This window comes from Pedobacter sp. TM02, assembly GCF_059705275.1.
Genome location: NZ_AP046530.1, coordinates 2,106,254 through 2,120,832, shown reverse-complemented (window position 1 = coordinate 2,120,832; position 14,579 = coordinate 2,106,254). Strand labels below are relative to the sequence as shown.

Annotated in this window: 10 protein-coding genes; 2 read left to right on the top strand and 8 right to left on the bottom strand. The window is 45.8% G+C overall.

The annotated features are described in order from the left end of the window. Positions 1-55: 55 nt before the first annotated feature. The 7 genes from AC6H1S_RS08855 to AC6H1S_RS08825 all read right to left on the bottom strand — a co-directional run bounded on the left by AC6H1S_RS08855 (position 56) and on the right by AC6H1S_RS08825 (position 11,911). On the bottom strand, positions 56-1,138 hold the full coding sequence (locus AC6H1S_RS08855) for a tetratricopeptide repeat protein (protein ID WP_199138110.1): 1,083 nt from the start codon (positions 1,136-1,138) through the stop codon (positions 56-58). Positions 1,139-1,165: 27 nt separating this feature from the next. Beyond that, complete coding sequence (gyrA, locus tag AC6H1S_RS08850; RefSeq protein ID WP_199138108.1) at positions 1,166-3,730, bottom strand: DNA gyrase subunit A; 2,565 nt, start codon at positions 3,728-3,730, stop codon at positions 1,166-1,168. Between the two features lie 308 nt (positions 3,731-4,038). Further along, positions 4,039-7,026: a DNA polymerase III subunit alpha gene (gene dnaE / locus AC6H1S_RS08845; RefSeq protein ID WP_497565933.1), complete on the bottom strand. Its 2,988-nt coding sequence runs from the start codon at positions 7,024-7,026 to the stop codon at positions 4,039-4,041. 6 nt (positions 7,027-7,032) lie between these two features. Next, positions 7,033-8,190, bottom strand: a complete 1,158-nt coding sequence (dinB, locus tag AC6H1S_RS08840) for a DNA polymerase IV (RefSeq protein WP_497565932.1) — start codon at positions 8,188-8,190, stop codon at positions 7,033-7,035. Positions 8,191-8,362: 172 nt separating this feature from the next. Further along, the gene (gene hemF / locus AC6H1S_RS08835; protein WP_497565931.1) at positions 8,363-9,256 is read right to left on the bottom strand and encodes an oxygen-dependent coproporphyrinogen oxidase; all 894 of its coding nucleotides are present in this window, start codon (positions 9,254-9,256) and stop codon (positions 8,363-8,365) included. A 174-nt stretch (positions 9,257-9,430) separates the two neighbouring features. Further along, positions 9,431-10,654 carry an MFS transporter gene (locus AC6H1S_RS08830; RefSeq protein WP_497565930.1) on the bottom strand — a complete coding sequence of 408 codons (1,224 nt, stop codon included), beginning with the start codon at positions 10,652-10,654 and terminating at the stop codon, positions 9,431-9,433. Between the two features lie 84 nt (positions 10,655-10,738). Next, positions 10,739-11,911: a redoxin family protein gene (locus tag AC6H1S_RS08825; protein ID WP_497565929.1), complete on the bottom strand. Its 1,173-nt coding sequence runs from the start codon at positions 11,909-11,911 to the stop codon at positions 10,739-10,741. A 141-nt stretch (positions 11,912-12,052) separates the two neighbouring features. Here AC6H1S_RS08825 and AC6H1S_RS08820 point away from each other — a divergent pair, with 141 nt between their 5' ends. Together AC6H1S_RS08820 and AC6H1S_RS08815 are read left to right on the top strand one after the other, a co-directional pair. Continuing rightward, positions 12,053-13,507 carry a sensor histidine kinase gene (locus AC6H1S_RS08820; RefSeq protein WP_497565928.1) on the top strand — a complete coding sequence of 485 codons (1,455 nt, stop codon included), beginning with the start codon at positions 12,053-12,055 and terminating at the stop codon, positions 13,505-13,507. Continuing rightward, positions 13,507-14,190 carry a response regulator transcription factor gene (locus AC6H1S_RS08815; RefSeq protein ID WP_497565927.1) on the top strand — a complete coding sequence of 228 codons (684 nt, stop codon included), beginning with the start codon at positions 13,507-13,509 and terminating at the stop codon, positions 14,188-14,190. Before AC6H1S_RS08820 ends, AC6H1S_RS08815 begins: the two co-directional genes overlap by 1 nt. Before the next feature lie 30 nt (positions 14,191-14,220). Here AC6H1S_RS08815 and AC6H1S_RS08810 read toward each other — a convergent pair whose 3' ends face one another. Further along, on the bottom strand, positions 14,221-14,529 hold the full coding sequence (locus tag AC6H1S_RS08810; protein ID WP_199138093.1) for a phosphoribosylpyrophosphate synthetase: 309 nt from the start codon (positions 14,527-14,529) through the stop codon (positions 14,221-14,223). Positions 14,530-14,579 lie beyond the last annotated feature (50 nt).

The window sequence follows — 14,579 nt, the reverse complement described above, 5'->3', positions numbered from 1 at the left end:
CAAAAAAGAGGGATAAAAAAATTTATCCCTCTTTCCTTTAGGCTTTAAGCTATTCCTAGTTTGCCGGAATGGCATCCAATCTTTTCTTGATGGCTTCCCAATTAGCTGTATCGTTTTTGAAAGCATAGATTTGCTTCAAGGTTTCCAAAGCCGGTACATATTTCGGATTAATATCCAGCGCTTTTTTGTAAAATGGGATCGATTGGTCGATCAAGGCTACAATTTTAGCCGAAAGCGCATCATATTCTTTCGTTTTTTTGGCATCAAGCTTATTTCTTGTTTCCTGAACGGCCAAAGCTTGTTTATAATAGGTATCGCCCATCAGGTAATGGTAAACTTCTTTGCTGGGATCTTTGGCAATCAGCTTGGCCAACGATTCCTGAGATTTTACGATATCGCCTTTGGCAATGTACAAATCCGTTTCTGCACCAATAAAGTTGGCTTCGTTAGGGAATTTGGCCAAAGCTTCTTGAATGGTAGCCAAAGCCGCTGTGGTATCTTTCAGCTTATCGGTTTGCAGGTTAATGATCTGGATGTAGAAATCCTTAGACTCGGGTACATTTAAACTTACAACTTTCTTGAAATTATCTACGGCTTCCTGATATTTGCCAGTTAAATTGGCTGTTACCCCAACATTGATGTACATGGCGGTATCCTTTGGATTAGCGGCCAGCAACTCTTTAAAGATAGTCATGGCACCAGCATAGTCTTTATTGTTGTAGGCTCTAACCCCCCTGTTTCTTTTGGCATTGATAAGGTTGATCTCAGCTGTAGCAATATTGTCTTTTTCGCTGCCTTTGGTATCTAAAGTCTTGGCTTTGCCGATAGCTTCTTCGGCAATTTTTTGTTTGCTCAAGGCATTGTTTACGTCAACAGTATCCAACCTCGAAATCTCCGAAGAAAGCAGGGCCCTGTAAGACCAGGCTTCAGGCATCACCTTAGATTTTTCGTTGGCAATGGCCAGATCGGTATGGGCGAGGCCTTTGTTAAGCGCATCCATAGATTTGGCATAGCCTTGGGAGCTGATCATTGTTACGTACAAGTTCCACGATTTTTGCGACTCGTTTACTTCACTCTTTTGCGCATTTGCAAGCGTAGCAACACCTACAAGCAATGTACTTAAAAGCAATTTTTTCATTATTCTTTAGTTTTTTTCGAAATTATATTAATTATCCGCTGTTTCGCCTTCGGCAGCAGTATTGTTATTATTCTCTGGATTTTCGTCGGCCCCTGTTGCAGAGTCGGTTACATTTCCTTCTGTTTCCTCCTCTTCGTCTTCATGCTGGATCTTGGCTACCGAAGCAATCTCGTCGTTACCTTTTAAAGTAATCAAACGAACCCCTTGCGTAGCCCTTCCCATTACCCTCAGCTCGCTTACCACAATCCTGATTACGATACCTGATTTGTTGATAATCATCAAATCGTCGGCATCGGTTACGTTCTTAATAGCTACCAGCGAGCCGGTTTTATCGGTAATATTAATGGTTTTAACCCCTTTACCGCCCCTGTTGGTTACGCGGTAATCGTCAATATCGGTACGTTTGCCGTAGCCTTTTTCCGACACCACCAAAACAGTAGCTTCTTTATCGTCTACAGCAATCATGCCAACTACTTCATCTTGATCATGCGCTAAGGTTACGCCCCTTACGCCCGTAGCGGTTCTGCCCATTGGCCTCACGGTGCTTTCATTGAAGCGGATGGCCCTTCCCGAACGCAATGCCATTACGATTTCGCTACTTCCGGTAGTCAAGCTGGCCTCTAGCAATTGGTCGCCTTCATTAATGTTGATGGCATTGATACCGTTAACCCGCGGCCTTGAATAAGCCTCTAGCGATGTTTTCTTGATGGTACCTTTTTTGGTACACATGATGATGAAGTTATTCTCTAGGTACTCTTGGTCTTTCAGGTTAACTACCTTGATGTAAGCCTTAACTTTTTCTTCTTTCGGAATATTGATGATGTTTTGTAAGGCCCTGCCTTTACTGGTTCTGCTTCCTTCTGGGATTTCGTAAACCCTGAGCCAGAAACAGCGTCCGGCTTCGGTAAAGAACAGCATATAGTTATGGTTAGAGGCAATCAGCAGGTGTTCGATAAAGTCTTCGTTTCTCGAATCGCTGCCTTTTGAGCCCTTGCCACCCCGGCTTTGCGTACGGTATTCTGTAGCAGGCGTACGTTTGATATAGCCTTCGTGCGAGATGGTAATCACTACTTCTTCGTCTTCGATAAAGTCTTCCATGCTCATGTCTTCGGCAGAATGAACGATGGTGGTACGGCGCTCATCGCCATATTTGTCGGCCATTTCGGCCAATTCATCTTTGATGATCTGCATACGCAAACCTTCGTCAGCCAAAATAGATTTCAAATATTCGATGGTTTTCATCAATTCGGCATATTCTTCTTTGATCTTGTCGCGCTCCAGTCCGGTTAACCTACGCAAGGTCATGTCGAGGATGGCACGTGCCTGAATATCGCTCAGGCCGAATTTTTCCATCAAGCCTACCCTCGCCTCTTCTGGCGTGCTCGATGCACGAATCAGTTTGATAACCTCTTCAATATGATCGAGGGCGATTAACAAGCCTTCTAAAATATGGGCACGTTTTTCGGCCTCAGCCAACTCGAACTTGGTTCTGCGGATCACTACATCGTGGCGGTGGTCTACAAAGTGACGGATGATATCTTTAAGGTTAAGCAACTGCGGACGGCCGTTAACTAGCGCAATGTTGTTTACGCTGAACGAGGTCTGCAAAGCGGTTTGCTTAAACAGGTTATTCAATACGATGCTTGCATTGGCATCGCGCTTGATTTCGTAAACGATACGGATACCGTCTTTATTCGATTCGTCTTTGATGTTCGAAATACCCTCGATTTTCTTCTCGCCAATAAGTTCGGCGGTACGCTCAATCATTTGGGCTTTGTTTACCTGGTAAGGTATTTCGGTTACCACAATGCTTTCGCGGTCACGGTTGCTCTCTATCTCGGCTTTTGCACGCATCACGATACGGCCCCTGCCGGTTTCGAAGGCTTCTTGAACGCCGTTATAGCCGTATATGATTGCTCCCGTTGGGAAATCAGGGCCTTTGATATGCTTCATCAACTCGGCAATGGTAATTTCATTGTTGTCGATGTAAGCCACCGTGGCATTGATACTTTCGGTAAGGTTGTGCGGCGCCATGTTGGTTGCCATACCTACGGCAATACCAGACGAGCCGTTAATCAATAAGTTGGGAACTTTAGAAGGAAGAACGGTTGGTTCTTGTTCGGTATCGTCAAAGTTGAACTGAAAATCGATGGTATCTTTGTTGATATCCGCTACCATTTCTTCGGCAAGCTTGCTGAATCTCGCTTCGGTGTAACGCATCGCTGCCGGCGAATCGCCGTCAACCGAACCGTAGTTTCCTTGTCCGTCTACCATCAGGTAGCGCAGGCTCCACTCTTGTGCCATACGCACCATGGTCATGTAAACCGACGAATCGCCATGCGGGTGGTACTTACCCAGTACCTCACCTACGATACGTGCAGATTTTTTATATGGTTTTCCGGCACCTAAACCCAAACCCAGCATCCCGTACAGCACACGGCGGTGTACCGGCTTTAAACCGTCGCGTACATCGGGCAGGGCCCTGCTTACGATAACGGACATCGAATAGTCGATGTAGGCAGATTTCATCTGCTCGTCTATGTTAATCGGGACTATCTTGTCGTTCTCTTGATTTTCTAAATCTTCTGCCATAAATAATAATGTTCGTTAAAAACGAAATTTAAATTAGGTATTGTTATAACCTTGCGAATTTAACAAAATAAGCGCCAACCTGTGCACTGATGTGGAAAAGTTTTACACATGGGGATAATCGACTTTATCCTGTTATTTTGACAAGGCAATGGCCTAAAAACGACTGTTGCATTCTTCATGTGGCTGCTCCTTTTCTGGAATTCAATACCGAAAATGTGGATATTGCCGCAAGGACCAGCATTGTTGCCCGGCTGACTTTGAAGTAGACTTACAAAGTTTTCGAAACCTAGGAGGCGTGCTTTTTGATCCTAGGCCTTCAATACCGGATTATCGACAATGGGCAGCTTGGCAAACTGCATGACTTCGATGCTGGGCACGCCAAAATCCATCAATACCCTACCCAAAATAAGATAGCAGCCCTTGCCCCTGAACGGGTAAACCGGCGTACGGTTGGCAAAATGCGCAGTATCGAAAAAATCACCTTCGCTATCGATGAAAGTGCCAAACCACATTTTCGAATTTTGCGAGGTATGCACTGTTTTTTCGCATACGTAATTGCCCAGCATTTTTACGACCCGCCCTTCGTGGCGGTCGAGGTCTTTGGCCAGCACATCGCCACGGTAACTGGTTTTGAGCAGGTCGAACATGCTGACGCTGAGCGGAAAACCCAACAATTCCAATTCCTGATAGGCGTCTTCTACCCAATCGGTAGCCAGCGCAGGCAAAACGTAAGGCTTAACGGGCAGGCGAAATAATTCATGGCCTGCCACCGGCTTATTCGAATTGCCCAAATGGTTGTGTACTTCCCAAAGCAGTTCTTTTTTGCTTTTGCCGGTAAAACGCAAGGCTCCTATCCGGACCAAAATCAAGGCCTGCTCTAAAGTAAGGCTGGTGCGTTTAATCAGGTCTTCCAAATCGGCATAGTTGCCGTTGATTTTCCGCTCTCTCGGGATGAGCTCGATGAGCCTGTTTTCCAGTCCCTGAACACCAATAAAACCCAGATAGACCTGGTCTTTTTCAATGTTTACTTCGGCATCGCTATGGTTTACGCAAGGCAGGTTCACCTGCGCTCCTGTTTGCTTTAAGGCATGTACATACACCCAGCGTTGGTAAAAACCTCCATAATTGTTGAGCACGGCCACCATAAACTCCATGGGATAATAGGTTTTGAGAAACAGGCTCTGGTAGCTTTCTACGGCAAAACTGGCCGAATGGGCCTTAGAGAAACTAAATCCGGCGAAACTCGAGATCTGCCGCCATACCTCGGCCGTTACGGCCTCTTCTCTGCCCATGTCCCTGGCTTTGCTAAAAAAACGCTGGGCCAGCCGGTCGAATTCGACCTTTGCACGGTATTTACCACTCATGCCGCGGCGTAAAATATCGGCATCGGCCAAGTCTAAACCTGCATAGCCGCAACAAACCTTGATAACGTCTTCCTGGTACACCATAATGCCAAAAGTGTCGCCCAGCTGCTCTTCCATTACCGGGTGCAGATATTTTACTTTATCGGGTGCATGATAGCTTTGGATGTACATTTTCATCATGCCCGAACTAGCCACGCCAGGCCTGATGATAGAACTGGCCGCTACCAGGGTGAGGTAGTTGTCGCAACCCAGTTTTTTGAGCAGTTGGCGCATGGCTGGCGACTCGACATAAAAACAACCGATCGGCGTGCCCGCCTTAAGCTGTGCATTGAGGTTGGGATCTTCTTTAAAGGCCTTAAAATCGTGTATATCGATCTGTTTTTGTCGGTTTTGGGCAATAAGCTTTACGGCTTCCCTGATGTGGCCAATGCCGCGCTGGCTCAGGATGTCGTACTTGTCGAGCCCGATGGCCTCTGCTTCGTACATATCCCATTGTACAGTGGGCATGCCTTTGGGCGGCAAATCTAAAGCGGTATAATAGGTTAGCGGTTCTTCGCTGATCAGTATACCACCGGCATGGATAGAACGCTGATTGGGCATGTCGTTCATAAACGTGCCAACAGCCATGATTTTTTTGAAAACGGGATTGTTCCTGTTGGCTATTTCTTTGCTGGGGTCGACAAAATCGTCAATTTCGCTTTTGGGCAGGCCCATCACCTTGCCTACTTCCCTGATAACGGCCCTGGTTTTAAAACTGCTCATGGTACCTAGCAAGGCCGTATGGTTGCGCCCGTATTTTTCGAAAAGGTAGTTTTGGATATCTTCGCGTTCGTCCCAGCTGAAATCGATGTCGAAATCGGGTGGCGAGCTTCGCTTGTAGTTCAGAAAGCGCTCAAAATACAGGCCCAGCGCAATGGGGTCAACATCGGTTATCTTGAGGCAATAGGCCACGATGCTGTTGGCACCAGAACCTCGGCCCACATGGTAATAGCCTCTTTCCATGCCATATCGTACCACATCCCAGGTTATCAGAAAATAGGCGCAGAAATCAAGGTCGGCAATTACTTTTAATTCCGACTGTATGCGCCTTAAGGCTTCCTTGCTGTCGGCCCCATACCTATACTTGAGCCCTTTCATGGCCAGTTGGGTCAGCAGTTTCAGGTCTTCTTCGGCACTGCTGGTAAAGTATTTTTTGTTCTTTTTGCCAAAAGTGTATTCGTCGGTACTGCAGCTGTCCAGCAGTTTTTGGGTATTGTCTACGATGAAATCGCAACATGCGAATTTGGCACGCAGTTCGCGCTCGTCTACAAAAAACTCGTCGGGCTTACAGGTGTCTTTTTCGGTGAGCTTGCCCAGCACCGTATTCAGCCCGATTGCCCTCAGGTATTGATGCAGCCGGTATTCTATCTTGTCTTTTACCGTAACCGGATGAAAAACCACCAATTGATGCTGCAAATGGCTCAAAGGCTTTCCGGCCATGCTGTTCAGTTCGCTGGCCCTGATGCCTATAAATTCGTTTTCGGCTAATTTGCTGCGCCTGCCATAGGGAAAGACAAGGTAAACATGCTGGAACTTTGGCGGCTCGAAAGGCAAGGGAGTTTGCCTGAGGTTATGGAGGGTCAAAAAATCGTTCAATTCCTTCATGCCTTCCCTGTTTCGAGCAATACCGATGTAAAGCAGCTGTTCGTCGCGCCTAAATTCGATGCCCACAATGGGCTTAAATTGATAAGGAGGCCAGTATACGCCATGCCGGTCTTCAAAGCCTGCGCCGTGTTTCCTGCAAGTGCGAATAAATTCCATGCAGCCGGTAGAGTTGTTGATATCGGTAAGCACCAGCTGCCGGATGCGCTTAGCCCTTGCTTCCATCAGCAGGCTTTCGATGTGCATGGTGCCATACCTGAGGCTATATTGCGAGTGGACATTGAGAAACATCAGCGCCTATTTATCTGGAAAAACAGTGGCCAAACGAACGGCATCCGTACCATACAGGTTGCGGATTTTATCCATGCGCTGGTATAGGTTGTACATTTTTTCTGAAGGGCCGTACAGCGAAATTTGTTCGTAGCCACCTACCAGATGCGACAGCTTAACCCCTACCAAACGCAGCAACATGCGTTTTTGGTAAACCTTGTCGAAAAGTTCCTTGGCTTTGGCAATCAATAACGAATCGAGCGAGGTATAAGGAATTTTGGCCTGTTGCGTAACCGTTTCGAAGTTGGCATAGCGGATGGTTACCGTAACACAGGCCGTTAGCTTGTGCTGCTGGCGCAGTTCGAAGGCCAGCTTGGTTACCATATCGGTGAGCAGCACTTTGATGCCCGCTACGTCCATGCTGTCGCTATCGAAAGTGGTCTGCTTGCCGATGGATTTTTGTTCGCGGTAAGGCACTACGGGCGAAAGGTCGATGCCGTTGGCCTTTTGCCAGAGGCTGAGCCCGTTTTGGCCCAGGATTTTGAACATCAAATCGGGCGGAATTTGAGTGAGCGTATGGATTTTGCGCACGCCCATTTCGCTCAGCTTGATAAAAGTAGAATCGCCAAGCCCGGGAATTTTTTTGATGGAGAGCGGATTGAGGAAAGGCTGTACTTCTGGTTTGCTGATTTCCATTTCGCCATTGGGCTTGCACTCGTTGGTCACGATTTTCGATACCGTTTTGTTGATGGAAAGTCCGAATGAAATGGGCAAGCCGATTTGATCGTGTATGGATTTGCGCAGCTCCTGGGCAAATTTCATGCAGCCAAAAAAGCGGTCCATGCCTGTCATGTCGATGTAATGCTCGTCGATGCTGGCCTTTTCTAAAACGGGTACCCTTTCTTGGAGCAGCTCTGTAATCTGGTGCGAGTAATTGCTGTAATCGTCCATACTGCCTTTAACGAAAATGGCATGCGGACAAAGCTGGCGGGCCATACGCATGGGCATAGCCGAGTGTACGCCAAATTTACGGGCCTCGTAGCTGCAGGAAGAGACCACTCCCCTGTCGGAAAGCCCGCCAATAATCACGGCCTTTCCCGCCAGCCTGTTGTCTTTTTTAATCTCTACCGAGACAAAAAAGGCATCCTGGTCCATATGAATAATATGTTTATCGGCCAACTGCATAAATCAAGACAAATATAATACTAATATAATTAGTATTATTCATCTTAATTTAATTTTAGCTAAAATATTTAGTTTTAAAATAAGGGTTTGACCTGATTATAAAATTTTTAAATCGCTGGCTGCGCCACTACCCAAGAATTCGGCTAAACTTGCCGACGGCAATGCAGCAAAGCTATACCCAGTCGATGCCTTTTTTAAGCAGGTTTTTGGTCTGTTCTTCTTCGCTACCAGCTAAAATTTGTGGATTGTAATTCCATTTGGCAGTTGGCGGCAGGCTCATCAGGATGCTTTCGATACGGCCATTGGTTTCGAGGCCAAATTTGGTGCCGGCATCATAAACCAAGTTAAATTCGGCATAACGGCTACGGCGCAGGTATTGCCATTCTTTCTGATGGTCGTTATATGCTTTATCGCGGTTGCGATCGATCAGTTCGCTATATACAGGAATGAAGGTATTGCCCACGGCCAAAGAAAAATCAAGCAGCTGCTTAAAATCCAGGGAGGTGTTTTCGGGTTTGAGCCTATCGTAAAAGATACCGCCTACGCCACGGGTTTCTTCACGGTGCTTAATGAAAAAATAATCGTCGGCATGCGCCTTGAATTTAGGATAAAAAGAGGAGTCAAACTCATCGCAGGTCTGTTTAAGGCGATGGTGGAAAAACCGGGCATCGGTTGGAATGATGTAATGCGGCGTAAGATCGATGCCCCCGCCAAACCAGCGGGTCTGCTCGTCCATTTCGAAATACCGGATGTTCATGTGGATGATCGGTACGAAAGGATTTTCGGGATGCATCACAATAGAAACACCGGTAGCAAAAAAATCGTCGTTTGCAACCTTGAATGCTTTTTTGACAGCTTCGGGCAATTTGCCATGTACGGCAGAGAAATTTACGCCGCCTTTTTCGATGACGTTGCCGCCCTGCATGACACGGGTCCTGCCGCCACCTCCACCCTCACGTTGCCAAAGCTCTTCTTCGAACTTTGCCCTGCCATCGGCCTGAACCAAACCCTCGCAAATACTATCCTGAATTTGCTGATATGCTGCTGCTACTTCGTCCCTAAACATGGTTGATTAATTTGTGGTAAAGTTACGGCTAATTCGAGCCAATCGGCCGCAAATATAGAGAAAGTACATTGTTTTGACAGACGCACCTACTCAAAGGATTATGACAAGTTTTTTATTTAAAAAGCCACAGCTTGACAGATTACAAGCTGTGGCTTCAATTCAATATTAAGGGAATCAAACCTCTACATAATCGAGGTCTTTGTGAAAGGTTTCCTTCAGCATACTCAATGCGATAAGGGCTATAACCAAGCAAACGCCTCCAACAATCATGGCGCTTTCGAGGATGCCTAAATGGCTTTTCAGAAACAGGAACGACGAGGTAACCAATACCACCGAGCCTCTTACAAAATTAGGTACTGTAGTGGTAACGGTGGCTCTGAGGTTGGTTCCAAACTGCTCTGAGGCAATGGTTACAAATGTAGCCCAATAACCAGAGGCAAAACCCAAGAAAAGACTGAGCCAAATAAATGTTTTTGGTGTGAGCCCTTCGGCTCTCAAATAAACCGCAACGGCAACGGCCGTTAAGGCAAGAAAGATAAACATTACCTTTTTTCGCGATTTAAGCATCTGACATAAGAAACCTGCCACAATATCGCCTATGGCTATGCCTATATAACAATACATTACGCCTTCGCCAGCATTTAAAACGCCACTGGCATTTAGGGCTTTGCCAAATTCTGGCGAAAAGGTAATCAAGACGCCTACTACATACCACAAAGGCAAACCGATTAATATGCAGCACAAGTATTTTCTAAATCGGCCGGCATGGTTAAACAGCATCCACATATTTCCCCGCTGCACATTGGCCTCCTTGGTTTCCTTAAACATGCCCGATTCTGCCAGGCCAACGCGCAACAGCAACAGGGCCAAACCCATGCCGCCGCCAATATAGTAGCTATGCTGCCAAGAAAAGATATCGCTGATGAGCTTGGCCGCTACAGCGCCAAACAAACCTACCCCAGCCACAATCATGGTTCCATAGCCTCTATTCTTTTTGTCCATGCTTTCGGTAACCAAGGTGATGCCTGCACCGAGCTCGCCGGCAAGGCCTACGCCCGCAATAAAACGGATAATGGTATAGGCAGTAACCGAAGTGACCATGCCATTGGCGATATTAGCTAGAGAATAAAGGATAATAGAGCCAAACAACACGCTTAAACGACCTTTTTTATCGCCTAAAACACCCCATAAAATACCGCCCAGCAACATACCGAACATTTGGGCATTGATAATAGAGGTTCCTACATTCAGCATATCGGCACTGGCCACGCCCAAATCGGTAAGGCTTTTTACCCTGACTACCGAAAAGAGAATAAGGTCATATATATCAACAAAATAGCCCAGTGCGGCTACGATAATAAGCAATACTAAATTTTTGTTTTTGGCAACTTCGTTCATACAGTTTAGTTTGGAGCGATTAAACTACAAAAAAAACTGAAAACAAGACTTGCGAAGTTGCTAAAACTTCGCAAGTCTGCATGCCTAATTTTCGAGCACGAGAAAATCAACGCTTCTGTTTGCCTTTTCCAAGCCAAGTCCCATGTCCTTCAAAATGTCGTTCAGCGTTTCGGGTTTTTCAGGTTGGAACGAGAATTTGAGGTCGAATTTTTCGTTGTTGCCGGTTTCGTTCAGCACCAAGAGCTTATAAACGCCAAAGGTTTCCAAATAATCGGCAAAATCGTCCATATTGATGCCTTGCTGGTCTATTTGGCCATGCATCGCAAAATAGGTTCTGTTGCCCGAGGTATTGCGCCTGATTTGGTTGAATTTGGCAGGGTCGACGATCTTCAGCACATAAACTTCTTTATCCTGCTTTTGTATCGATGCCTTGATGCCAAACTTCTTGGCCAATGCAGCCTTCAGGCTCGGAAACAATTGTTCTTTTTGGGGCACGATGATGTCGAGGCAGTAGCGCTGCTTCTCTTTGTTGTCAACCTTGTTAATGGTTCTTCCATAGCCGAAACTGCCAAACGCTTCTTGGTACATATTGCCTACGCCCACATTGATAAAGGTAAGCCTCCTGCCCGCAAAGGCGGGCTGATCCATAAAATTCATCCGCATACCCGGACCACCTTTGATTTCGGGCTGTATCACCAACCTGCTTTTAACGGTGTCTTCGGCAAAAAAATAGGTCTTGATGTAGTCGGCCGTCAAATTGTCTTTTTTCTCCGGCAGGTGCACCTGTTGGTTGGCCAACAGGCTATCGATTACTTTTTCGGTAATGCTTTCTGGGTTAGTGCCCGCAATCAGCTTCCCATCGGGCGAAATGAGCACACTATGGGGAATGAGGCGATGCGGAAATAGATCGGCCAACTTTCCGGCCGTATCAATGGCATACCATAGTTTTGAGGGCCTTGCCTTCATAAACTGCTTGGTGCGTTCGGCAGTTTCCTGCGTTACATTGATTACCTGCAGCTTGTTTTTGTATTTATCCTGCAGTTGTTGCAAATGAGGCATGGCTTCTATACAGGCCCCGCACCAGGTAGCCCAAAATTCTATCCATACCAACCTGCCTTTCAATTGTTGCAGGTCAGCGGTTTTAACCGGTGCATTTAAAACCGTCGTTAATTTAAAATTGGGCACCAGCTCATTGTTTTTAACTTGGCCATAAGCAACATTGAGCAGTAAAAGGGTCATTAGGATTAACTTTTTCATGTATTTAAAGGTTTGTGTGATTAATTGATCTCCCACAAAAATGGCATCAAAACAAAGGCTGACAGGTTAAGTGTAGTTAAGTAAAGTTAATTAGTGTTAACTGATGCAGAGATTAACTGAAAGGAGTACTATGTTTGCAATATGCAGAAAAAGATAACCTGGGTTTTGGTTCTGATGAGCTTTTGTGTGCTGGGCATTACCGGCCTGCAGCTGTATTGGAACTACCAGAACTATCAGGCTACCGTAACTCGCTTCAAGAAAGACAGCAACGAGGCGCTGACAAAAGCCGTAGACGATGAAATAAACCTCAGGCATCAATTGATCAAATCGGCCGTAAAAAAATGGCTCAGCGATACCGCCTTCATCACTATTACCTGCGACATCAATAACCGAGACAGCAATACGGTTTTCCATATGCGCGATACACATCCCTATGAAAAAGGAAATAGACCGGTAAGTATAGGCATTACCAATTTTAAGGAAAAGGTGCGCAAAATTACTCCCCAGGCCAAAAGCATTTTCATTAATCATTTTACAGACAATACGCTTGGTGGCGATCTGCGCAAAGGCATCATCTATTTTTATACCCAGCGCCTGGGCGACAGCCTCTCGCACATTTATAATGCTACCAAAGCCAATACAAGCAGCCTTGCTGCCCTATTTAAAAAAGAACTGGCTAAAAAGGATATCTATACGCCATTTAGGCTCAATGCCGAAAAGAAAGACCGGAAAATATTCATTACCCAAGAAGTGAATACCGCCCTACGCAGGCCCTATGAAAAAGAAATGGTTTGGGCCAGCTTGGAAAATCCGAATATCTACTACCTCAGAGAGATGAAGTGGCTGATGATCAGCTCCCTGTTGCTGATTGGCATTACCATTTTCTGCTTTTACTACACCGTTAAAACCCTGCTTAGCCAAAGCAAGCTGGTAGCCATGAAAAATCAGTTCATCAGCAACATGACCCACGAAATCCATACGCCCCTGTCGTCGATACAGATTACCGCCGAAGCCATGCAACAGTTTGACCAGGACATGGCAACGCGTAACAAATACCTCGATATTATCCTTTACCAGACCAAGAAGCTCACCCATTTAACCAAAGAGATATTGGGCAGTGCCAAATTGGAGCAAATTGCCTTCCCAACAAATGAAACAATAGAGCTAAGGGAACTGCTGGCGGAGGTTATCAATTCGACAGCTTTACCTACAAACGCCCACATCCAGTTGGAGGCTAGTACGGCATTGACAATTAAAGGTAATCAGTTGCATTTGTTCAGGGCATTGAGCAACGTAGTTGAAAACGCCATCAAGTATAACACTTCCTCAAACCCTTTAATTACAATTCGCTATCTTATTAAGGATAAATACATTAATATTTTAATTGGAGATAACGGCCCTGGTATTGCCGACGAATTTAAAGCCAAAATATTCGAACAGTTTTTTCGCGTCCCAACAGGCAATGTACATGATATTAAAGGCTATGGCCTGGGCCTCAATTATGTGCAAAAGGTTATTGTGCAGCACCATGGCCAAATCAAGGTAATTGATAACCAACCCCATGGCAGTATCTTTGTCATTCAACTCCCTAGCTAATGGCAAACAAAAGACTATTGTTGGTAGAAGACGAACCTTTCCTGGCCAAGGTCATTGCCGATAGCCTCGAACAGAAGGGATATGTGGTGAGCCATGCGCCAGATGGAAAAAAAGGCTATAATATCTTTCAGAACGGTATATTCGACTTGCTGATCTTAGATGTGATGTTGCCTCATACCGATGGTTTTACCCTGGCCAAGCAGGTAAGGCAAAGCAACGAAAACATCCCTATCTTGTTTCTGACTGCCAAAACCACTACTGCCGACGTCATTGAAGGCTACCAAAGCGGCGGCAACGACTACCTTAAGAAACCTTTCAGCTTGGAAGAGCTCTTTCTCCGCATAGATGAGCTGCTGAAAAGAACATTACGGGAAGACAAGGCTATTGCCGAATCGATCGTTATTGGCGATTATTTATTTAACCACCCCAAGCAGGAGCTTTCTTTGAGAGGCAATGCCATACAGCTTTCGCACCGGGAAGCAGAATTGCTATGGCTCCTCTACAAAAACAAAAACCGCTTAACCGAACGGAAAATGGCCCTATTGTCATTGTGGGGCGACGATAGTTTTTTCAATACGCGTACCATGGACGTCTTCATCACGCGTTTGCGCAAGCATCTGCAGGATGATGAAAGCGTGCAGATCATCAACGTGCGTGGCATGGGCTATAAGCTGATTTGTTAGGTCAGGAATTACAATTTAACAAATGCACCTTTAATCGTGATGCACTTTAAGCTTATCCAGCAGTTCGGGCGAGATGTTTTCTGCATAAGCGCCATAAGCATCAATCAATACGCCTTTCAAATTGCCTACAGCTGAAGAAATGGCATATACCACCGAACTGTCGGCCGGATCGGTCATGCCCTCAAAACGGTAGAATTCTTCTATTTCGAACTCTTCGGGCATCAGTTTGAGGTCTAGAGACTTGCATTCGATGCCGTCGTTGGTCAGGTTAAAATCGTATTCGTAGCCGCGTTGCTCGAGGTCTGCCAAGGCAGCGCTCATGGTGTCGTAAATATGCATAGCCTAATTTACTATTTTTTGACTTAAAACGAGCCATCAATTTGCAACTA